Annotated in this window: 17 protein-coding genes; 7 read left to right on the forward strand and 10 right to left on the reverse strand. The window is 73.4% G+C overall.

Annotation, left to right across the window (positions count from 1 at the left end; translation table 11 throughout):
* The first annotated feature begins 5 nt into the window (after positions 1-5).
* The gene (locus ACMCNN_RS15120) at positions 6-3,344 is read left to right on the forward strand and encodes an Ig-like domain-containing protein (protein WP_412746838.1); all 3,339 of its coding nucleotides are present in this window, start codon (positions 6-8) and stop codon (positions 3,342-3,344) included.
* Between the two features lie 90 nt (positions 3,345-3,434).
* On the opposite strand, the gene ACMCNN_RS15125 is transcribed toward ACMCNN_RS15120, so the two are convergent.
* The 5 genes from ACMCNN_RS15125 to ACMCNN_RS15145 form a co-directional block, all read right to left on the reverse strand.
* Complete coding sequence (locus tag ACMCNN_RS15125) at positions 3,435-5,447, reverse strand: SpoIIE family protein phosphatase (protein WP_412746839.1); 2,013 nt, start codon at positions 5,445-5,447, stop codon at positions 3,435-3,437.
* A 258-nt stretch (positions 5,448-5,705) separates the two neighbouring features.
* On the reverse strand, positions 5,706-6,299 hold the full coding sequence (locus ACMCNN_RS15130; RefSeq protein ID WP_412746840.1) for a hypothetical protein: 594 nt from the start codon (positions 6,297-6,299) through the stop codon (positions 5,706-5,708).
* Between the two features lie 142 nt (positions 6,300-6,441).
* Complete coding sequence (locus tag ACMCNN_RS15135) at positions 6,442-7,107, reverse strand: response regulator (protein WP_412746841.1); 666 nt, start codon at positions 7,105-7,107, stop codon at positions 6,442-6,444.
* Positions 7,104-8,822 (reverse strand): hypothetical protein, encoded by a 1,719-nt coding sequence (locus ACMCNN_RS15140; RefSeq protein ID WP_412746842.1) that lies wholly within the window; start codon positions 8,820-8,822, stop codon positions 7,104-7,106. The genes ACMCNN_RS15135 and ACMCNN_RS15140 overlap by 4 nt, the downstream gene beginning before the upstream one ends.
* The gene (locus tag ACMCNN_RS15145; protein WP_412746843.1) at positions 8,819-11,104 is read right to left on the reverse strand and encodes an ATP-binding protein; all 2,286 of its coding nucleotides are present in this window, start codon (positions 11,102-11,104) and stop codon (positions 8,819-8,821) included. Before ACMCNN_RS15145 ends, ACMCNN_RS15140 begins: the two co-directional genes overlap by 4 nt.
* Before the next feature lie 191 nt (positions 11,105-11,295).
* Here ACMCNN_RS15145 and ACMCNN_RS15150 point away from each other — a divergent pair, with 191 nt between their 5' ends.
* The gene (locus ACMCNN_RS15150; protein WP_412746844.1) at positions 11,296-11,673 is read left to right on the forward strand and encodes a hypothetical protein; all 378 of its coding nucleotides are present in this window, start codon (positions 11,296-11,298) and stop codon (positions 11,671-11,673) included.
* A 65-nt stretch (positions 11,674-11,738) separates the two neighbouring features.
* On the opposite strand, the gene ACMCNN_RS15155 is transcribed toward ACMCNN_RS15150, so the two are convergent.
* Both ACMCNN_RS15155 and ACMCNN_RS15160 read right to left on the reverse strand, forming a co-directional pair.
* On the reverse strand, positions 11,739-13,679 hold the full coding sequence (locus tag ACMCNN_RS15155) for a putative bifunctional diguanylate cyclase/phosphodiesterase (protein WP_412746845.1): 1,941 nt from the start codon (positions 13,677-13,679) through the stop codon (positions 11,739-11,741).
* On the reverse strand, positions 13,676-15,022 hold the full coding sequence (locus ACMCNN_RS15160) for an extracellular solute-binding protein (protein WP_412746846.1): 1,347 nt from the start codon (positions 15,020-15,022) through the stop codon (positions 13,676-13,678). The genes ACMCNN_RS15155 and ACMCNN_RS15160 overlap by 4 nt, the downstream gene beginning before the upstream one ends.
* A 149-nt stretch (positions 15,023-15,171) precedes the next feature.
* On the opposite strand from ACMCNN_RS15160, the gene ACMCNN_RS15165 reads away from it, so the two are divergent.
* Complete coding sequence (locus ACMCNN_RS15165) at positions 15,172-16,470, forward strand: acyltransferase family protein (RefSeq protein ID WP_412746847.1); 1,299 nt, start codon at positions 15,172-15,174, stop codon at positions 16,468-16,470.
* 52 nt (positions 16,471-16,522) lie between these two features.
* Here ACMCNN_RS15165 and ACMCNN_RS15170 read toward each other — a convergent pair whose 3' ends face one another.
* The 3 genes from ACMCNN_RS15170 to ACMCNN_RS15180 form a co-directional block, all read right to left on the reverse strand.
* Positions 16,523-17,365 carry a hypothetical protein gene (locus ACMCNN_RS15170; RefSeq protein WP_412746848.1) on the reverse strand — a complete coding sequence of 281 codons (843 nt, stop codon included), beginning with the start codon at positions 17,363-17,365 and terminating at the stop codon, positions 16,523-16,525.
* On the reverse strand, positions 17,359-17,679 hold the full coding sequence (locus tag ACMCNN_RS15175) for a PadR family transcriptional regulator (RefSeq protein WP_412746849.1): 321 nt from the start codon (positions 17,677-17,679) through the stop codon (positions 17,359-17,361). Before ACMCNN_RS15175 ends, ACMCNN_RS15170 begins: the two co-directional genes overlap by 7 nt.
* Before the next feature lie 61 nt (positions 17,680-17,740).
* A complete protein-coding gene (locus tag ACMCNN_RS15180) occupies positions 17,741-18,205 on the reverse strand; it encodes an XRE family transcriptional regulator (protein ID WP_412746850.1) in 465 nt (154 codons plus the stop codon).
* A 325-nt stretch (positions 18,206-18,530) separates the two neighbouring features.
* Between ACMCNN_RS15180 and ACMCNN_RS15185 the strand changes: the two genes are divergently transcribed.
* From ACMCNN_RS15185 to ACMCNN_RS15200, 4 genes are all read left to right on the forward strand, one after another.
* Complete coding sequence (locus ACMCNN_RS15185) at positions 18,531-19,091, forward strand: hypothetical protein (protein WP_412746851.1); 561 nt, start codon at positions 18,531-18,533, stop codon at positions 19,089-19,091.
* A complete protein-coding gene (locus ACMCNN_RS15190; protein ID WP_412746852.1) occupies positions 19,084-20,220 on the forward strand; it encodes an MAB_1171c family putative transporter in 1,137 nt (378 codons plus the stop codon). The genes ACMCNN_RS15185 and ACMCNN_RS15190 overlap by 8 nt, the downstream gene beginning before the upstream one ends.
* A complete protein-coding gene (locus ACMCNN_RS15195; protein ID WP_412746853.1) occupies positions 20,213-20,677 on the forward strand; it encodes an NUDIX domain-containing protein in 465 nt (154 codons plus the stop codon). Before ACMCNN_RS15190 ends, ACMCNN_RS15195 begins: the two co-directional genes overlap by 8 nt.
* Positions 20,678-20,781: 104 nt before the next feature.
* A complete protein-coding gene (locus tag ACMCNN_RS15200) occupies positions 20,782-21,990 on the forward strand; it encodes a globin domain-containing protein (protein WP_412746854.1) in 1,209 nt (402 codons plus the stop codon).
* Positions 21,991-22,033 lie beyond the last annotated feature (43 nt).

A 22,033-nucleotide genomic window follows, 5' to 3' on the forward strand; every position in this document is an offset into this window, starting at 1 on the left:
TTGAGGTGGCATTGCATCAAGCCGCCGCCGCCACGGGCGATCTGTGGTTCATGATCGCTCGCCTGCTCGCACACGCCGCGGCCGCGCCCCTCGCCGTCGGCGGCATGATGTTCATGCCGACCGCCGCGCTCGCCGCCCCGGCCGCCCACACGACGACCGTGTTCGGCACGTACACCCAGGTGCTGCCGGACGACCTCCGACCCGGCGCGCCGGCGGTACCCACCCCGCTGGTGACCATCGGCGGCACGCTGGTGCAGCTGCCCGCCGGGGCCGCTGCGGGCCTGAAGAACGGCGCCGAGGTAGCGGTCACCGTCTCGGCGCCGGTCAGCGCCGACACCGCCGGCGAGGTGGCGGCGGCGCTCACGACGGGCCAGGCGACCGTCCTGCGGACCAGCGTCGCCAGCGGCGTCGCGCCGCTCGCGGCATCGGTCGCGGGGACGCACTCGCTCACCGTGATCCCGGTGTACTGGACGACCAAGGACACCCAGACGACCACCACGCTGCGGGCCACGGCGGACAAGGTCGCCGCGTACTGGAACGCGCAGACCGACGGCGGGGTCACGATCCCGTCGATCGACGTCCGCGACTGGACGCTGATCACGAAGCCGAAGTCGTGCGACGACTACGTGGCGGCCGCCAACGCGGCGATCGCCGCCACCGGGGTGTCCGCCCCGACCATGAAGAACCACGTGCTGCTGTACTGGCCGAAGATGGGCTGCTCGTGGGCCGGCAAGGGCTCGGTCGGCGGCGGCAACCTCTGGGTCGACGGCACCACGGCGCCGGACGTCTGGGAGCACGAGTTCGGCCACAACATGGGCCTGCTGCACGCCAACGCCGCCACCTGCACGCAGGGCAAGACGGTGCCGCTGAGCACCAGCTGCACGGTCAAGGAGTACGACGACCGCGACGTGATGGGCTTCGGGCGCAACTCCGACGGCTTCAACCTCAACTCCGCGCTCGCCGACGTCCTGGGCACCCTCAAGGACGCGGTGGTGGGTGAGAACGGCACTGTCGTCACCCTGCCCCCGATCACCGCGATCTCGCAGACCCGCGCCCTGAAGATCCCGCTGACCGGCTCCACCCTGTACGTGGACTACCGGCCGAAGACCGGCCGCGACGGCGACCTGCCCGCCGGCTGGGCCGGGGTCCAGGTCCACCAGCGGCTCACCGACAAGTCCGACTCGCGCAGCCTGAACATGAGCCCGGAGCTGACGGACTCGCGGGCGATGCAGGTCGGCAAGGCGTGGGCGATCCCCGGCACGCTGCTGACGCTGACCGTCGAGGAGGTCACCGCGAACGGTGCCCGGGTGCGCGTCGGCAACACCTTCAACGACACCAGCGCCCCCGCGACGCCGGCCACCCCGACCTTCACCGCCACCGCCAAGTCCGGCGAGTACGTCGCCGGGCCGGTGAAGCTCACCTGGCCCGCGGTGGCCGACAAGGAGTCGGGCGTCGCCGACTACCGGGTCTCGCTCAACGACCAGACCGTGGTCACTAAGACGCCCCTGCTGACCGTGCCCGCCTTCACCGGCGACATGGCCATCAGCGTCACCGCCGTCAACAAGGTCGGCATGGTGAGTGAGGCCAGCCCGACGCTGACCCTGCACGGCGACAACGCCGCGCCGAGCACGCCGACCCTCACCTCGCCGGACAGCGGGGCGACCGTGGGCACCGCGCCCCGCCTCGCCTGGAGCGCGGCGACCGACGAGGGTGCCGGCGTCGACCACTACGAGCTGTTCCTCGACAAGACGAAGGTCGGCACCGCCGAACGTTCGGCCACCTCCGCCACGGCCACGCTGGCGACCAGCGCCAAGGACGGTGAGCACAAGCTGTCCGTGGTGGCCGTCGACAAGGTCGGCAACCGCTCCGAGGCCGGGGCGCGGACCGTGGTGCTGGCCAAGGCCGCCGTGGCCGCCCCGACCAAGCCGAAGGTCACGAACGAGCCCTCGGGCACCCGGATCACGTGGACCCCGCCCGCCCAGGAGGTCGCCGAGTACGACCTGCTCGTCGACGGCGTGGTCAAGGAGGTCGTGTCGGGCAGCGAGACGTCCTGGATGCTGGAGACCGGCACCGCCACCGAGGGTGCGCACCAGCTGGGCGTACGGGCCCGCGACGCCATCGGCAACGCGTCGGCCACCGCCACCGCGAAGGGGACCCTGGACACCTCCGCGCCCGACCAGCCCAAGGTCGCCCCTCCCGCGGCCGAGGGCACGGTGACGGGCAACCTGGCCAAGATCTCGTGGGCCGCGGTGACCGACAAGCAGTCGGGCATCGGCAAGTACGCGGTGCTGGTCGACGGCGAAGAGGTCATGCGCAGCGAGGGCACCGCCAAGTCGGCGACCGTCGCGGTGCCCGACGGCGAGCACCGGGTCGTGGTGGTCGCGATCAACGGCAACGGCCTGCGTTCACCGGACTCCGACGACCTCGGCGTCACCGTGACGGCGACCCCGACCGCGCCGAAGCCGGCGAAGATCACCTCCCCGGTGGCCCGCGCGGTGACCGGTGCGGAGAGCCTGACGGTCACCTGGGCGGCGGCCGTGGACCCGGGCGGCCTGGACCACTACGAGGTGCGGGTGGACGGCGAGACGGCGCAGACGTCGACCACGACCAGCGCGAGCGTGTCGCTGGACGCCGGGCCGCACAACCTGACGGTGGTCGCCGTGGACACGGCGGGCCTGACGAGCACGTCGGCCGCGGTCGCCGTCACCGTGGACCGGACCGGGCCGACCGTGACCACGCCGACCGTCGCCCTGAAGACGGGCGCCGGAGGCGAGGGCGTGCCGGTGCTCGTCACGGCGTCGGCCACCGACGCCAACCTGATCTGCGGGGTCACCGTCGCCGTCGGCGACAAGCAGGTGTTCACGGGCAAGAGCGGCACCGTACGGGTCGAGACCCTGCTGCCGCGGGCGGCGTCGGCCACCGTGACGGTGACCGCGACCGACTGCGCCGGCAACGCGACCGTCGCCACCCGTGAGGTCAGCATGACCTCGGCCGCCGAGTCGGCGGGCCAGTTCGCCGGCGAGTGGCCGGTGGTGCAGAGCGCCGGCCTGCTCGGCGGGACGGCCCGCGCGACCACCGCGGCCAACGCGACGGTGAGCTGGACCTTCACCGGCACCCAGGCGGCCTGGATCGGTTCGCGCAGCAACACCGGATACGGCGCCGCCACCGTCTACCTCGACGACAAGAAGGTGGCCACGGTGGACACCAAGTCCGACAAGCCGCTGGACCGACAGGTGCTGTGGGCCGGTGCCACCACGGACGGTGAGCACACGCTCAAGATCGTCGCGGTGGGCACCGCGGGCCGCCCGACGGTGTCCGTGGACGGGTTCACCAGCCTGAGCTGACCCTCCCACGAAAGGGCCCGCCGCCCCCGGCCGTAACAGCCGGGGTCGGCGGGCCCTTCCGCGTCCGCGGTGGCTGGTCCGCCGTCGGGGCTACCCGGTCGCCGGGTCGGTCGAGGTGTGCGCCAGGCCGGTCAGCGCGAGGACGTGCTGCGCCGGGCTGCCGGGCTCGGCGTACAGCCGCAGGGGCCCGCGATGGTCGCTGCTGCGGCGCAGGGCGTCCTGCAGCACGGCGACGCCCGCGCTGGACAGCAGCGTGACGCCGGTCAGGTCGACGGTCAGCGGGCGGGTGCCGTGCCGGGTCAGCCGTTGCAGGTCGGCGCCCAGTTGCCCGGCCGTCACGGCGTTGACCGGGCCGTCGACCCGGACGCGCGGTTCCGGGGCGTACGGCTCGTCCAGGATCAGCAGCAGGTCCGGATCGTGCGGCTGCGGGGCACCCGGGACACCGGCGGAGACCTCGTCGAGGGTGAGCAGGCGGCCCGGCGTACACAGGGAATGCCGGATCTCGGCGGTCGTGCCGTCCGCCGACGGACGCAGCCGGAGGGAGTCGGCGAGCTGCTCGGCCAGCACCAGACCGAGCCCGCCGGTACGCCCGCTCGGCGCGGGTGGCCGGTCCTGCCAGCGCCCCTGGTCGGACACCTCGATCCGGACCACCCCGTCGGGCGCCAGCTCGGCGACCACGGTGATCCCGCCCGCCGGCCGCCCCGCGTACGCATGCTCGACGCCGTTGGTGACCAGTTCGCCCACGGCGTGCCGCATCGCGGCGACGTCCTGCTCCCCCACGCCGAGGTCCTGCAGCCACTGCCCGACGGCCCGGTACGCCTGCGCGATCTCCCCGCGCACGGCGGGCAGACTCAGCCGCAGCGGCGGCGGTGGCGCGACCCGCTGCACCGCCAGCACCGTGACGTCGTCGGTGTGCGGTGCCTGGCGCACCAGCAGCTCCAGGGTCTGGGTGCACACCCGTTGCACAGCCGTCAGGCCCGAGCCGAGCAGCACCCGGTCCGCGGCGGCATCCGCGGCGACCTGGGCGACCTCGACCAGGCTGCCGGCGTGGTCGCGGCCGGACCGTTCGATCAGCCCGTCGGTGAACAGCACCAGCAGGTCGCCCTCGGCCAGCCGGGCCGTCCCGACCGGGAACGTCGCGTCGCCACCGAGCGGACCCGCACCGGTCGAGGGCAGGTACCGGCCCGGACCGTCCCCGGAGATCACCAGCGGCGGCGGGTGCCCGGCGGTGCAGTACGCCACCGCCCCGTCGGCGGGGTCGAGCACGGCCACGCACACGGTCGCCGCCCGCGCCCCCGGCGTCCGCCGCGCCAGCCGGTCCACCGCCGCCAGCGCGCCGGCGATGTCCCCGTCGCCGAGCAGCCGGTCCTGCAGAACGGCGCGCAGCTGCCCCATCACCGCCGACGCCGCGAAGCCGTGGCCCACCACATCTCCCACGGTCAGCGCCACCTGCCCGCCGGGCAGCGCGACGGCGTCGAACCAGTCGCCGCCGGCCGCGGTGTCCGCGTCCGCCAGCAGGTACGTGGCCGCCAGCCGGGCGCGCGGCAGCACGGGCAGCCCCGCCGGCAGCAGCTCGCGCTGGAGCGTGACGATGGTGTCGCGGGCCGCGGCGTAGCGGCGTTCGGCGACCTCGGCGCGCTCCTGCGCGGCCTGCCGTTCGACGACCCGCTGGGTCACGTCCATGCTGACCAGCGTCGTGCCCACGATCTCGCCGTCCGGGCCCCGCCACGGGGTGACCGTGAAGTCGAAGTAGCCGTCCGTCAGGGTGCCCTCGACGTCCATCTGGACGTGCCACTCGCGGGCCACCTGCTGCTGCCCGGTGCGGTACACCCGGTCGTACATCTCGTAGACCTGCTGGCCGCGCATCTCCGGGAAGAGTTCGGCGACGGTCCGGCCCACCTGCCCGGTGCGCCTGGTCGTCGCCCGGAACGCGGCGTTGGCGGCCACGATCCGGTGCTGCGGGCCCGCCATGCCGAGCAGGAGCACCGGCAGACCGTCGAAGACCGCCCGGACGGTGTCCGCGTCGCCGACCTCGGCGGCCCAGTCCCCGTCGTGTGTCTCCCGGTCGTGTGTCTCCCGGTCGTGCGCCGACCCACTCGCCATGAACCCTCCACGGATCCGCCGCTCGCCCGGGCCCGGCGAACGCGGCACGCCGGGGCGCGACCGGATCGACTGCGGGCCGCGGTACCCGCGTTCCTATCACGACACAGCGCTCCTGCGAACCGTCGCGGGCCCCGGGTAATCCCACCGCCTGACGGGCGGAGCCGCAACCGCGGGGACGCGGAAAGTCCCGGCCGCGCTCCGGGGATCCATCGGAGCGCGGCCGGGCCGTGTGTGCCTCTCATCGGGTGTGGCGTCGGGTCACCAGGTGTTGCGGCGCAGCAGCAGCGGTGCGGTGTTGGTGACCTGCTGCAGGGTCACCGGGTGGGCGGCGGAGCCGTCCCCGGTGGCGCCGATGACCACGAAGGTGGTGCCCACCGAGCCGCCCGTGTAGGCGCCGCTGGTGACCGAGCCGCTGGCGGTGTACCGGCCGGTGGCGTCCGGGCCGGTGAGCGAGAGGGTGCCGTTCGACGGGTTGAGCCCGGAGGCGGCCGGCCAGTTGATCGTGAAGCTGCCGCGCTGGGAAACCACCGCAGAGCTGGACGAACCGGACAGGAAGGCGGTCAGCAGACCCGTGCCGGGCGACCCACCGGTGTAGGTGCTGGCGCAGCCGGCCAGCGTCGCCGACAGGACACCCGTCTCGGGACGGACGGTGCTCGTGAGCCCCGGCTGGTAGCTCACCGAACCGGCCGCCGACGTGCAGCTCTCCACCGTGCTCCAGCCGCGTGCGGCGGCCGCGGCCGGGGACGCGGTGGCGGCGAACGCCGTGCCGGTGGCGGCGGCGGCGAGCGCGACGACCGTGGTGGTGGCGCGGATCAGGCGGCGGGTGGCGGTGAACTTCTGCGCGTTCTGCATGACTTGTCTCCTCGGTGCTCCGGGCCGCCCCGTGCGGCCTCGCAACACCAACTCTGGCGGAGACGACCCCTGCCGAACGAGGGTGCGGGCCTGCCTCCCGGCCAGGTGGTGCAGGCACCACCTCCCTGTCGCCGCGGCGACACTAGGTCGCGTCGCCGGCCAGGTACGTGAGCACCGCCTGCACCCGCGGGTGCACGCCGTCGTCCTGGCCGAGCTGCAGCTTCGAGAAGATCGAATTGATGTGCTTCTCCACCGCCCTTTGAGTGATCACCAACGACCCGGCGATGGCCGCATTGGTCAGGCCGTGCGCCATCTCGGCCAGGACCTCACGCTCGCGTGCGGACAGTGGGGCCAGGCCCTCGCCACGGCGGTCCCGGCCGCGGACCAGCGACTCGACGACCTTCGGGTCGAAGACCGAACCACCCCCCGCGACCGTACGGATCGCCGCGACCAGCTCTGCCACGTCGGCGACCCGTTCCTTGAGCAGGTACCCACGGCCGTCGGTGCCCTGCCCGAGCAGGGCGCGCACGTACCGCGCGTCGACGTACTGGCTGAGCAGCAGCACGCCGATGTCGGGGAACTCGGCGCGGCAGTGTTCCGCGGCCCGGATTCCCTCGTCCGTCCTGGTGGGAGGCATGCGGATGTCGGTGAGCACCACGTCGGGCCGGTGCTCGCTGATGGCCTGCAACAGTTCCGGCAGGTCCGCACAGGACGCGACCACCTCCAGGTCCGGTTCGTTGCGGATCAGACCCTCGACCCCTTGGCGCAGCAGGGCGCTGTCCTCGGCCAGCACGACGCGGGTGCTCACGGGCGACCGCCCGCACCGGCCGGGACCGGCACCTCGGAGGGCACCCGCAGCGGCACCGTCGCGGTGACCACGGTGGCGTCCACCGGGCCGTCGACGGCGAGGTCACCACCGAAGGCGTCCACCCGATCCCGGACGATCTGCTCGGTGTCCGATGTGGGGCGCCCGCGGGCACGTACCCGAAGCCGCAGCCGCTCGGGCCCGCCCCCGGATCCGGCACGCGCCGCCGCGCCCCCGTCGTCGAGGCCGAGCCGCACCTCCACCGGGCCGAGCCGGGCCAGGTCGTCCACCAGACCCACCACACAGAAGTACGCGGTGGCGCGCACCGGCGCGACCAGACCGGCCTCGTCGACGGCGCCGTCCAGGGTGACCGGTGCCGCCAGCGCGTCGACGTGGTGTTCCAGCGCGTCGACCAGGCCGCCGTCGGCCAGCGCGGGCGGGTAGAGGCCGCTGGCGAGTTCGCGTAGCGCCTCCAGCGCGGCCAGCGCACGGGTACGCGCCCGGTCCAGCCGGACCCGGTCGCCGGGCGCTGCATCCCCACCGGCCGCAGCGTCGCGATCCGGCGGTGTCCGGCTATCACCGGCGAGCTGATCCAGGTCATCGGCCGCCACGGCGAGGTGCGCGTCGACCCGCTCCCGCACGTCGGCCGCGAACCGGCGCCGCTGGGCCGCCCGCGCCCCGATCAGCCGCTCGCGGGAGCGGCGGAGCTGCTCGGCCAGCTCGGTCGCCTGGCGCAGCCGGTCGCGCAGCTCGTAGGTCAGGCGCACGTTGGCCAGGGCCAGACCGGCGGGGCCGGCCAACCGGTCCAGCAGTTCCCGGTCCGCGGGGCTGAGCTGATCCTCTGCCACCTCGACGCCGAGCCGGCCGACCGGGTTCGCGCCGCGCTGCAGGTCGAGGCTGAACCGGGTGTGCACGTCGTCGCGGCCGGGCGGCCAGGTCTGGCGCCACTCCGCGCCGTCGGCCAGCCAGAGCCGCACCTCGGTGCCCGGGCTGTGCGCCACCCGCGAGGCCGTACGGGCGAGGTCGGGCAGGACCTCGTCGACCGCGAGGGTGTCCGAGATCCGCTGCACGAAGCGGGTCATGGCGGCGTGCGGGTCCCCGTCCGGCCCGTACGCGAGCCGGTCGGCCCAGCGCTCGGCACGGCGGCGAGCCACGGGGGCCAGGGCAGCGACGAGCGCGGTGACCGCCAGCCACACCCAGATCCCCGGATCGTCGCCACCAGCGATCGTGGCGGCCACCCGCACGCTGCCGTACACGCCGACGACGAACAGCGCCATCGCCGCCACCACGACGACCCGGCGCAACCGGTCCGGGCCCAGCACGCGGCGCCGTCCCCGCGTGCCCGGGCCCTCGCTGCGCTCGCTGCGGTCGGTCATGCTCTGCCGGCCAGGCACGCCCTCCCGGCCCTCGCTGCGCTCGCTGCGGTCGGTCATGCTCTGCCGGCCAGGCACGCCCTCCCGGCCCTCGCTGCGCTCGCTGCGGTCGGTCATGCTCTGCCGGCCAGGCACGCCCTCCCGGCCCTCGCTGCGCTCGCTGCGGTCGGTCATGCTCTGCCGGCCAGGCACGCCCTCCCGGCCCTCGCTGCGCTCGGTGCGGTCGGTCATGCTCTGCCGGCCAGGCACGCCCTCCCGGCCCTCGCTGCGCTCGGTGCGGTCGGTCATGCTCTGCCGGCCAGGCACGCCCTCCCGGCCCTCGCTGCGCTCGGTGCGGTCGGTCATGCCGGTACCCCCTGGGCGGAGGGGACCCGGCAGGTCAGCGTGGTGCCGCCCGCCGGGGCGGAGGCGATCTGGGCGGTGCCGCCGAGCACCGCCAGCCGGTCGACCAGGTTCGCCAGCCCGGAACCGGCGGCGACGCGGGCCGGGTCGAACCCCGTGCCGTCGTCGGTCACCGAGAGCACCGCGTCGTCGCCGTCGCAGTCCACCCGTACGGTGATCCGCTCGGCGTGCGCGTGCTTGGTCGCGTTCTGCACCGCCTCCAGGGCGCAGAAGTACAACGCGGTCTCCACCTCGGCCGGCAGGCGGCCGGGCAGCCGGACCGCCACGGACACCCGCAGACCCGACGCGCCCGCCGAGGCGGTGGCCGCTTCGAGCGCCGCGGCCAGGCCCGCCACGGTGAGCACCTCGGGCGGGTCGCCCGTACAGATCTGGGCGAGGGTGTCCCGGGTCGCGACCAGCGCGCGCCGCAGCGGTGCGACCCGGCCCGGGTCGGGGGTGCCGGCGCGCTGCAGCGTGCGCAGCTGAATGAGCAGCGCGACGAGTTCCTGCTGGGCGCCGTCGTGCAGGTCGCGTTCCAGGCGGCGGCGTTCATCGTCGTGGGCGGCCACCACCTGGAGCCGCGAGCGGCGCAGGTCGGCGGCCCGCCGGGTGACCAGCTCCACCTGGCGGGCCAGGTCCGCGGTGAGCCGGGCGTTGGCGACGAGCAGACCGGCGTGGCCGGCGAGGTCGCCGATCAGGCGCAGCTCGTCCGGGGGCAGGGCGACCCCGGCGGGTAGCCGCAGAGCCAGCACGGCCAGCAGCTCCTGCTCGTGGGTGACCGGGAAGCACAGGTCGGCCCCGGTGATCGCGCGGTACTCGGCCATCGACGCGGCCCCCGCCACGGCGTCCACGCCGTGCACATCAGCCGGGGCGTCGGCCGCCCGGTCCGGCACGCCGTCGGGCTGCATACCGGCCGCCCGGCCAGGCACGCCGTCGGGCTGGACACCGGCCGCCCGGTCCGGCGCGGCGTCGGGCCGGGTAACGGCCGGGGCGGCGGCCGCCAGCAGCAGCCGACCGTCGGCGATCAGCCACAGCTGCGCGGCGGAACACCGGGTGCCGGTGACCACGACGTCGGTCAGTTCGGCGAGCTCGTCCGTGGCGGCCGCGTGTTCGAGCCGGTCCGCCAGGGTCCGCATCGCCTCGCGGGGGGTGAGCCGCTGACCGAACACGAGCCGGTTGGCGAGCGCGTGCAGCCGCTCGCGGACCGGTTCGGCCGCCACCGCGACCACGGCCAGCACGACGATCGCGGCCCAGCCGCGGGGGGCGGCCAGCCACGCGGTGCCGGCCAGCACCGCGAGGTAGACCAGACCGATGAACGCGGCCAGCAGCGTGTACACGAGCGCGCGGCTGATCACGTGATCGATGTCCCACAGCCGGTACCGCAGGATCCCGACGAACAGCATCACGGGCACGACGGCGAAGACGGCCGGGAACGCGCGTTCGACGGCGTCCGCGACGGCGGCGGCGTCCGCGCCGGGCAGCAGCCGGGCCGCCGACCACAGCAGCGCCATCGCCAGCGCCGGGGCGAGTGCCAGGCACAGCAGCCGGGACTGTTGCCGGGACTGCGGCGTCGGGGACCCGTAGCGCAGCCGGACCGTCTGGGCGGTCATGCCGAGCACCGGCACCAGGATGCCGAAGAACGCCACGAAGAACGGCGGGTGGGCGACGAAGCTGCTGCGCCAGCAGACGAACGTGATCACGGCGGTGCTGCTCACGGCCGCGACCGCGGTCGCCCGCCGCCCCGCGCCCAGGGGCAGGCGCCCCTCGGGAAACAGCAGCACCGCCCACACGTACGCGACCCCGGAGACGACGTGGAACGCGAAGTGGAAATCCGTGACGGCCGGGTCGGCCGCGATGACGTGGAACACCTCGTGGCTCGGGGCGTTGAAGGTCGCCGCGGTGCCGACGAACGCGACCGCCAGCAGCCGGGGAACCAGCTCGTCCGGGCGCCGGACCACGAGGAACACGCCGAGCGCCACGTTGAGGAGGCTGAACACGTAGTCCAGGGCCGCGCCGGGGCCGTGCGGCATGGCCGCGGACAGGGAACGCCGTGCCGCCTGCCCGAGCGCCCCGGTGGCGCCGCCGAGCTCCTGCAGCCCGTGCCGCAGCGGCGGGACGGCGTCGCTGAGCACCGGGATCAGCCCGAGTGCCAGCCACAGCAGCGCGCCGCCGAGGTAGACCGCGAAGGCGGCGAGGAACAACCGCGTTCCCCAGGCGGCCCCCGTAGACCTCGCATACCGGGTCATACCGCCAGTCTGACCTGCCCGGCCGGGCACGGTGCCCGGATCCGGCACGACGCGCCGCCGCACCGGGACATGAGGGAAACCGGCGGCGGGCAACCGACAGGCAACCGACGGGCACTGGGTCCGGCTACGGGGCACGACCACGGTGAAGGGCGACCACGAAAGGCTCCGCACCGTCGGAAGGAACTGTGGGAATGCGCCCCGAGCAGACCGCCGTTGTCCAGACCGTTTCGCATGCGAACCCGCCGGGCCGGCAGCCCGGTTGCCCGGAAATCCGGGCCGAGGCCACCACCGGCGCGATCTATCCGTACGCGCTGCAGGTCGGGGACCACGAGAGCGTCCGGGTCCCGATGACGGCCGCCGGGCTGCGCTCGCTGCGCGACGCCCTGACCAGTCTGCTGGACGGCGCCACCGGGGCCGAGGCCGACGACTTCGTCACCGCCTGGGCGCAGGCCAACGGGGCCACCGTGCACGACGGCACCGTCAGCGCCACCGCGGGTCGGTACACCGAGCCCGGCGCCCGCATCGTCGCGCTGCCGACCCGGCCGCGCCGCTATCTGCTGGCCGCCTGAACGGCCACCGGGCCGCGACGAGCCGAATCGCCGTGCCGGTGCGGTAGCGCGCCGGGCCGATCGGGTTACGCGGCCAGCATCCGGTCGGGAGCGTTGAGCAGTTCCTCGAAGGCGTCCGGCGCGACCGGTTTGGCGAACCAGTAGCCCTGCCCGTACTTGCAGCCGAAGTCGCGGACCCGGCGGGCCTGCTCGGCGGTTTCGATGCCCTCCGCCACGGTCTCCAGACCGAGCAGCTCGGCCAGGCGCAGCACGGCCTCGCACACCCCGTCGTCCGCGGCCACGAACGACCGGTCGATCTTGAGCTGGTCGACCCGGAACCGCTGCAGGTGGGTGATCGAGGAGTAGCCCGTACCGAAATCGTCCAGGGCCACCCCGAAACCGAGGGCGCGCAGCCGCTCCACCTGGCTGGCCACCAGCTCGCCGTCGTGCACGAGCGCCGACTCGGTGATCTCCAGCATCAGCGCGGCGGGCGGCAGCCCGGCGTCGGAGACGACGGCGCAGATCTCCTCGACGATGCCCCGGTGCTGCAACTGGTGCACGGACAGGTTGACGCTGATCACGAAGTCGCTGCCGGGCCGGTCGGCCAGCCACCGCACGCCCTGCGCACAGGCCAGCTCCAGCACCTTGCGTCCCAGCGGCAGGATCAGCCCGCTGGCCTCGGCGACCGGCAGGAACGCCGCCGGTGACAGCATCCCCTGGCTCGGGTGGGTCCAGCGGACCAGTGCCTCCGCCCCGACGATGCCGCCGCCGTTCAGGCAGACGATGGGCTGGTACGCGAGGTGGATCTCGTCGGTCTCCAGCGCCCGGCGCAGGTCGACCTCCAGCCCGACCCGGCTGCGCACCGGATCCTGCATGGACGCGTCGAAGACGACGAACTGGCCCTTGCCCCGGTTCTTGGCCGCGTACATCGCGACGTCGGCCTCGCGCAGCAGGTCGGTGGCGTCGCCGTCCGGCCCGGCCACCGCGATCCCGACGCTGCCGCGGGTGAGCACCTGGGTGCCGCCGGTGTCGACCGGCTCGGCGAGCGCTTCGATGATCCGCTGGGCGACAGAGATCGCCGTGTCCGCGCCACCGCCCTCGATGAGGATGGCGAACTCGTCGCCGCCGAGGCGGGCGGCCGTGTCGTTGTCGCGTACCGATCCGCGCAGGCGCCGGGCCACCTCGATCAGCAGGGCGTCGCCCGCGGCGTGGCCGAGGCTGTCGTTGATGCGCTTGAAGTCGTCGAGGTCGACGAACATGACGGCGGGTTCACCGGCCCGCAGGGCCTGCTGCACCCGTTCGATGAACAGCCCCCGGTTGGCCAGGCCGGTGAGCGCGTCGTGCTCGGCCTGATGCCGGATGGTCGCGGCGTTCTCGTTGGCCAGCTGCAACGCCGCGCGTTCCTGTCGCAGCAGCTCCGCGGCGGACGCGGCGGCGGCGCGGTGGGCCCGGTCGAACCGGCGCAGCAGCGCACCGATCATCACGGCGGTGAGCAGCATCGCGACGATCAGGACGTAGTTCGCGGTGGCGGACGCCTTGTCGGCCTCACTCGCGGCGCCGGACGCCAGCCTGGTGATCCGGTCGCTGAGGGCCCGCAACTGCGGGTCGGTCTTGCTGCGTTCGACGTTGACTGCCTGGTCGGTGTTGTCCACGATCAGCAGGTCCTGCTGCTCGTCGAGCACGGCGTGGTAGTCGCTGATCAGTCCGACCAGTTCCCGGTTGGTCGTGGCGGCCATGGTGGTGGCGAGCCGGGCCAGGATCTGGCTTTCCCGGCCCCGGATGGCGCCGGTGTCCCGGGCCACGCGGGCCCGGATGCTCGGATCGGCCAGCGTCTTCCACTGCAACGAGCTCTCCTCGTTGAGCAGCAGGACCAGGCTCTGCAGCCGCGCCGAGGTCTGGTTCTCCGCGACGCCCCGCCGGTGCAGGACGATGTTGACGTAGGTGACCAGGGCGAGCAGGACCACCACGGCCGCGAGGATGTTCGCCCAGCGGTTGTGCCGCCAGCGGTGTCCCAGCGAGCTGATCATGATGCTTGCTGGATCGCGTTGCGGACGTCCTCGTCCGCGGTGCGCAGCAGGGCGCGCAGGCGCTCTGCGGGCAGCGGCGCGCCGGTCTGCGTGATGGTCTCCCAGAGCGTGCTGAAGTCCTTGGTCAGCGCGGCTTCGATGTCCACCCACGCGGCGACCGCGGGGTACTGCCGGCCGTCGTGCTCGGCGTCCACGAACCCCCGGTAGGCGGGGTCGGCGTCCAGCCGGGTGCTGCGCATGACCTCCGTACGGGCGGGCCAGATGCCCAGCTTGCGGACCACGTACCGCTCCTGGCTGGCGGCCCCGGTGAGGAACCGTACCCATTCCAGGGCCGCGGCCCGGTGCGCCGAGTTCTTGAAGATCGCCAGGTCGCTGCCGCCCAGGAAGGTGAACCGGCCCTTGGGGCCGGCCGGCATCGGCGCGGTCGCCCAGCCGGCCTTCAGGCCGGTCCGGCTCGGGTCGGCGCGGAAGGTGGCCACGGAGTCCGGGCCGTGGAACAGTACGGCGGTCTGCCCGTCGGCGAACGCGGCGACGGCGGCGTCCGAGTTCTTCGCCAGCAGGTCCCGCTTGTTGTACTCGCCCATCAGGTGCTGGTAGTAGTCGATGCCCGCGACCGACTCCGGGGTGGAGAGCATCGGGGTCCTGCCGTCGGCGGACAGCAGGTCACCGCCCGCGCCCCAGATGAACGGGGCCACGTTGTGCACGACGTTCCAGTCGTTCTTGCCGGGCTGGCCGAGCGGGGTGATCCTGCCCTCCCGCTTGATCGCGGCGAGGGTGTGCTCCAGCGCGTCCCAGGTGGCGAACGCCTTCGCCGGGTCCAGGCCCAGGCGGCGCAGGACGTCGGTGCGGTAGAACAGGGCCCGGACGTCGACGAACCACGGCACCGCGGTGACCGCGTCGCTGCCGACCAGCTTCGTCGCCGTCCAGCTGGCCGGCACGAACGCCGGCCGGCCGCCGAACGAGTTCAGCTCCGCGTCGGAGTACGACGCCAGGGCACCGGTCTGCGACAGACCGCCGACCCAGGTGGTACCGAGCTGGGTGACGTCGGGCGCGTCTCCCCCGGCCGCGGCGGCGCTGATCCGGTTCAGCGCGGCGGCCCAGTCGAGCATCGTCAGCTGCACCGTGATGTTGGGGTGCAGGCGGTGGAACTCGTCCACCTCTACCTGCATGGCCTGGTGCGCGTTCAGGCCGTTCGGCATGAACCAGAACTTGATCGTCACGGGGGGCGCGGACGCGGCGTACCCGGTGGACGCGGCGGTGTTCTCCGCGCGCCGCCCGCAGGCCGCGGTCGCCAGCAACAGCGGCACCACCAGCAACGCGATCGGCTTCAGAAATCGAGTCACGTTCCTGGTCATCATCACCCTCACCCGCCCAATTCCGACCGCACGACCGGCGACTCATCAATCGGCCGGGGCCTCCCGGCCTTTAGTCAGCCGGACGTGACCCGGTGTCGGGACCGGCGCCGGGAGGCGGATCGGTAGGGTTACCCGCCATGGTGATCAACCTGGGGTGGCGGCGGGCACCGCAAGCACCCGCGCCCGCGGCCGCCGCGGGGCGGCCCGCGTCCGGCGGCGGCCGCCTGGTCGCGCTCGACGGCCTCCGGCTGTTCGCCGCCCTGTTCGTGGCGTTCTTCCACTACACGGGCCGGGAGCCGAACGTCGAACGCGCCTGGGGGGTGGGCTCGGCGACGGCCTTCCCGGGGCTGCGCGAGGTGAGCGCGTTCGGCTGGATGGGCGTCGAGCTGTTTTTCCTGATCAGCGGTTTCGTCATCTGCATGAGCTGCTGGGGCCGCAGCACCGGCGACTTCTTCCGTTCCCGGATGGTGCGGCTGTTCCCCGCGTACTGGGCGGGGATCCTCATCACCTCCGCCGTGCTGATCATCTGGCCGATCGTGGTCCAGCCCCGCTCGCCCTCCGACATCCTGCTCAACCTGACCATGCTGCAGCGGCCGCTGCACGTGGACCAGGTCGAAGGGGTCTACTGGAGCCTCTGGGCCGAGGCGCGGTTCTACCTGCTCTTCTCGCTGCTGGTGTGGCGCGGCCTGACGCTGCGCCGCACCGTGATCTTCGGCTATGCCTGGCTGATCGCCTCGGTCCTCGCGACCCGCGCCGACGAGCACCTGGTCGGCGTGGTGCTCATGCCGGAGTACGCGCCGCTGTTCGTGGCCGGGATCGCGTTCTACCTGATCCACCGTTTCGGGTCGGACATCCTGCTCTGGGGCCTGGTGGCCTTCTCGTACCTGCTGGCGCAGCACAACCTGATGCTGCGGGTGATCGGGGTCAGCGAGGACGACGTGCAGCGGCCGCTGTCGTCGAAGGTCGCGATCGGGCTGCTCACGCTGTTCTTCGCGGTGATGGCCGCGGTCGCGCTCGGCTGGACGTCGTGGGTCCGGGGGCGATGGCTGACCACGGCCGGCCTGCTCACCTACCCGTTCTACCTGCTGCACGAGAACATCGGGTGGACGATCATCCACGCGCTGCGCGACGTGCGCCCGCGCTATCTCACCCTGGCCTTCGTGCTGGCGGTGATGCTGCTGGCGTCCTGGCTGCTGCACCGCCTGATCGAACGGCCGCTGGCCGCCGTGCTGCGCGGCCGGCTGAAGGCCGCCTTCGCCGCGTTCGACCGCCCGGACCGCAGGTACGGCGGCGGCTCCGGTCCACCGGCCACCGGCCGCCCGGCCGTGCGGGATGCCGCCGGTGCGGCGGATGACGCACCGGCCGTGCTGGACACCACGCTGCCGGGCCCGCGCATCCGGCCCGAATCCCGCGCGAAGGCGGACATCGCGGACTAGGGCCGCTTCGCGCGCGACCGTGCCCGGGTCGGTGATGCGGGCGGCGCCGGGGTCAGTCCCAGAACCAGGCGTACATCTCGTGGCCGGCCGCGGTGTGGAAGGACACCAGCAGCGGGATGATCGTGAGACCGAGCGCGACCAGCGCGGTCCGGGCCCGGCGGCGCAGCGTTCGGGTGGTGGCGCCCAGGGCGACCGCCGCCAAGCCCAGGGCGGCGAGAGCGGGTTCGCTGGTCCCGACGTCGGCCGCGATCGCCGCGGCGAACAGGACGGTCCCGAGCAGCGCCGACACCAGTCCGATGAGAACGAGGGTGGCCAGGTGCGCGGGCCGGCGCCGGTGCCGCGCCGCCGTGATCCCGCCGCCCACCAGGGCGACGACCACCAGCAGGAGCGGACCGTACATCGCCGCGAAGGCGCCGAGGTGCGGCACCAGCCAGATCAGGTCCGGCCAGCCCGGTGTGCCGTCGAGCGGCCACACCGTCTTCGGGTCGATGAGGAACTCGTGGCCGCCGCGTTCCAGCCGGCCGGGGATGTCGAAACCGTAGTAGCGGCCGGGAATCCAGAGCAGCCAGGACAGCATCGGCCAGGCCAGTCCGAGCAGCAGCACGCGGGCGGCGGTGTCGCGGACGCCGACGGGCAGCGCGACCGGCGCCGCACCCGCGCCGCCGCGCCGGACCAGGCGGCGCAGGCTCGGCAGGGTACGAGCCGCGCCGATCAGATAGCGCCGCCGGGCCCCCGGCCCACCGTCCGCCAGGGCCAGCAGGTCACCGCTCCATTCGGCGCGCTGCCGCTCGCGGAAGCCGGCCGGCAGCAACGCGGCCAGCAGGCCGAGGGTGGCGCGGTCGACGCGGCGCAGGGCCGGGGCGGCGGTGCGCATCGGGGGCGTACCGGTCACCATGCCAGCCGCCCGGCGGAGGCGCGGGTGCTGCGCCGCTGGGCGGCCCTGGCGAGCGCGGCACGCGCGGCGTCGGCTCCGGCCGGGGTGAGTCTGTAGTAGCGCCGCCGGGGACGGCCCTCGGCATGCACGTCGATCTCTTCCGCCCGGCTGGTGAGCCACCCGACGTTCTCGAACGCGACCAGGATGGGATAGATGGTGCCCGGTTCGAGTCCCGCCTCCTTGGCGAGGTCGAGACCGTACCGCTCCGTGTCGAGATCGTTCAGCAGCGCCTGGAGCACGAGCAGGCGCGGCGTGGTCATGCGCAACTCAGCCATGGCCGTACTCTATATAGCTATTCCTAGTTCTGCATAGCCCCCGCCACGCGGCGCAGCCGCCTCACGGCGACTCGGGCCCCGCGGCGCGCTCCGGGCCGGGCCGCTGCAGGCGGCTGATCTCGGTGACGATCCGGGCCAGCGAACGCCGGCCGGCACCGTCCAGATGCACCGCACGCAACGCGATGTCGCGCACGTCGGCGTCGCGCAACGCCAGCACGAGGGCGAGCTGCGCGTTGACGTCCTCGACGACCTGATCGTCGAAGAAGTAGGCAACGGGCACGCCGAAGAAGGCGGACAGGGCCTCGAGATGACGCTTGGTGGGATTGTCACGCTGACCGGTACGCAGCTGCCAGACGTACGTCTTGGAGAACGTGCCGGAAGTCAGGGCCTCACACCCCCGGGCGACCTCTTCGTAGCTGTACTCGCGCCCCTTCGGTTGGACGGCCTTGAAAAGGTGGTCGATCCGGTGTGCCAGCGATCCCGTGACCGGCCGACCCCCGCGTTCGCTGTCGTGAACATCCGGCATGGACTGCACCGTACCATCCGCGTTGACAAGCGTGGGTCGTTCGCTATGGTGGATCCGATCGTTAGCCAGTGTGGACGGATGAGGGGATGTCGTCGGCGCGGTCCCTCCACGACCGCGTGCGCCGGCCGGTATCGGCAGCACGGGGGTGCCCGATGCCGGCCGCTCCCCGCCCGGCGCTGTGCCGCGCCCCGGCTTGGCCGTGCCGCGCCCCGTCTTGTATAGTGACGAATCGATGTGGCCGACTCCTTCCCCCGTGGGAGCCGGCCACATCACGTTCTCCACCTGCACACCACCGGCGCGTGTCCATTCCGATAGGGCTCAACGCATGGTCCTGGCAGCTCGACAGTGGAAGGCGGCCTGGCGCTTCCGTGTCCTGCGCCGGCGCTGCGCCGCCCGGCTCGCCCATCTGGAGCTGACGCCCGCGACCACCATGGCGGCCCTGTGCCAGCAACTCGGACGGCGCCGCGACCGGCCGATCCGGCTGATCCCGCTCCCCCTGCCCGAGGCGGGCCCGTGCGGCATCTGGCTGTCGCTGCCGGAGGTCGACCTCATCGCGTACGAGGCCGGCACGAACCGGATGCACCAGGACCACATCATCGCGCACGAGCTCGCCCACCTGATCTGTGGACACTCCACCGTGGACACCGGGCGCGGGCCGGACACCCGGGCGCTGTTCCCGGACCTCGATCCCGCCCTGGTCCGCGCCATGCTGCACCGGGCCCACTACCCGGACGCGCAGGAACAGGAGGCCGAGGTCATGGCGTCGCTGCTGCTCAGCCGGGTGAGCCGGACCCCGCCGGAGCCCGGCGGGACCAACGAGCTGACCGTCCGGCTGGAGCAGGCCCTGCTCCCACCGCACCGGCGGGGACGACCGTCCGATGCATGACCTCGTCTACGGCGTCGGCGCCCTGGCCGCCTGGATCGCCTTCGCGTACAAGGCGAACCACCTGCGGCACGACCGGGCCAACCCCGCGCTGCGGGCCATGACGGCCGCGTTCGGCTTCGCCGCCGTGGCCTTCACCCTCACCGTCGGGCCGGTGTACCGGCCGATCGACGCGGGCCCGGGCGTACCGAACCTCGCCAAGCTGCTCATCCACTCCTGCATGGTGCTGTTCAGCGTCTTCGCCCTGCAGCTGCTGAGCTACTGGCGGTATCCGGCGCGCCGCGCCCGCCGGCGGGCCCGCATGCACCTGGTGGCCGGGCTGATCATCCTGGCCATGATGGCGACGCTGATCCTGCTGGCACCCATCCACGAGCGCTACACGATCCATTTCTGGAAGACCCACGCCGGGCAGACGCTGATGCTGCTGTATCTCACCCTCTTCCTGCTGGCGCTCAGCATCGGCCTGCTGGTGATCGCCTGGCGGGCCCGGCAGTTCGCCGCGCTCGCCCCGGAGCTGCCCTGGCTGCGCCGCGGCCTGCGGATCACCTCCGTGGGTGCCCTGCTCAGCTTCGGCTATTGCGCCTGCCGCGGCGGGTACCTGGTGCTGCTCGGTGCGGGCGTCCACGCCGATCCGCTGGTCGACATCGCCGAGCCGTTCGCCACCGTCGGGCTGATCGTTTTCCTCGCCGGGCTCACCATGCCGAGCTGGGGACCGCGTACCCGGCTCGACCAGTGGAGCGCCTACCGCGCCCTCGAACCGCTGTGGTCCGCGCTGCACGAGGCGTTCCCGCAGATCGCGCTGCACGGCTCCCCGCGCGGCGACGTCGCCGCCGTCGGCGACCTGGACTACCGGCTGTACCGCCGGATGGTCGAGATCTGGGACGGGCGGCTCGCGCTGCGGCCGTACCTGGCGGAGCCGCCCGGCGAACCGGAGCCGGACCTGGCCCGGCGCGCCGAGGCCGAGGCCCGGGCCATCCGGGACGGGCTGCGCAACCACAGCGAGGGCCGCACCTTCGCCGTACCGGCCGGCGAGGAACGGCACGAGGCACGGGGGCACGAGCTGGCCTGGCTGGTCGCGGTGAGCCGGTCGTACGCCCACGCCACCGACACCAGGGAACTGGATCATGCCTGAGTCCGTGCCCGCCCGCCCCAGCGTCTCGGCCGGTGCGGTGTTCTTCGACGACGACGGGCGCGTGCTGCTCGTCGATCCCACGTACAAGCAGTTCTGGAACCTGCCGGGCGGCGGGGTCGACGTCGGCGAGACCCCGCGGGCGGCCTGCCTGCGCGAGATCCGGGAGGAACTGGGCCTGGTCGTCGGGGTCGGGCCGCTGCTGGTGACGGCGTGGACGCCGGCCGGGCCGGACGGCCGCCTCTATTTCGTCTTCGACGGCGGTGTGCTCACCGCACGGCAGCGCGACGCCATCGTGCTGAACCCCGGCGAGCTCGCCCGCCACGCCTTCGTCGACGCCGACGAGGCGGGCCAGATGCTGTCCGCAGCGCAGCGGGCACTGATGGCCGAGGTGATCGCGGCCCGCGCCGAGGGCCATACCAGGTACGTGGAACTCGCGGAGGCGATGCACGCGCGCTGAGCCGGGCGGCCGACCGCGAACGGATGAACGGTTCCGTGTCGCGCCCGCCGGTCGACCCGCCCGGTGCGAGCATGTGCGAGGTCCACGGGGGGAGAGTCCTGCGCATGTTGTCGAACACCGCTCGGCCCATCGTCGAGGCGACCCTTCCGGTCGTGGGGGCGAACATCGGCACCATCACCCAACGCTTCTACGGGCACCTGTTCACCGAGCACCCGGAACTGCTCGACGGCACCTTCAACCGCGGCAACCAGGCCGCCGGCACCCAGCCGCAGGCGCTGGCGGGCTCGGTGGCGGCATTCGCCAGCGCGCTGGTGACCAGCCCGGACCGGCCCCCGGAGCGGCTGCTGTCCCGGATCGCGCACAAGCACGCCTCGCTCGCCGTCCAGCCCGAGCAGTACAAGGTGGTGCACGACCACCTGATGTGGGCCATCGGCGACGTGCTCGGCGACGCCGTCACCCCCGCCGTGGCGGCCGCGTGGGACGAGGTGTATTGGCTGATGGCCAACGCCCTGATCAACGCGGAACGCGACCTCTACAGCGCCCGCGGGGTGCAGCCCGACACCACCTGGCGCCGCTGGCGGGTCGAGCACAAGATCGCCGAGACGGCCGACGTGGACACGTTCGTCGTGACGCCCGTCGACGGGCTCCCGGCCCCCGCATCGCTGCCCGGCCAGTACGTCACGGTGCTGCTGGCGATGCCGGACGGGATGCGCCAGCCCCGCCAGTACAGCCTCACCCGCACCGACGACGGCCGGAACTGCCAGTTCACTGTCAAATGGGTACACGGCGACGGCATGCCGGACGGTGAGGTCTCCAGCCTGCTGCACCACACGATCGACGTGGGTGACGAGCTGACCATGTCCCCGCCGTACGGTGATGTCGTGCTCGGCGACCGCACCCGGCCGGTGGTCTGCGCCAGCGCGGGCATCGGCATCACCCCGATGGCGGGGATGCTGTCGCACCTGGCCGCCGCGGGCTCCACCGCCCGGGTCATGCTGCTGCATGCAGACCTCGACGAGCGGTCGTTCGCGCTGCGCCGGCAGGTCGTCGGTGACATCGCGGCGCTTCCCGGCGCCTCGGTGCACGTCTGGTACGAACGCGGCGCCGAGACCGAGCTGCCGCTGACCGACGTCTTCGCCGGGACGATGGACGTGTCCCGGCTGCCGCTGCCCGAGGGCGCGGTTTTCTACCTGTGCGGCCCGCTGCCGTTCATGCAGGCGATCCGCAGCGGGCTCATGGAGCGCGGCGTGGCGGCCCGCGACATCCGGTACGAGATCTTCGGCCCCGACCTGTGGCTCGCCAACACCGACTGAGCAGCCGCAAAGGATCCTCGACATGGTGGCAGCCACCATCGCA

Source organism: Krasilnikovia sp. MM14-A1004 (assembly GCF_047159485.1).
GTDB lineage: Bacteria > Actinomycetota > Actinomycetes > Mycobacteriales > Micromonosporaceae > Actinoplanes.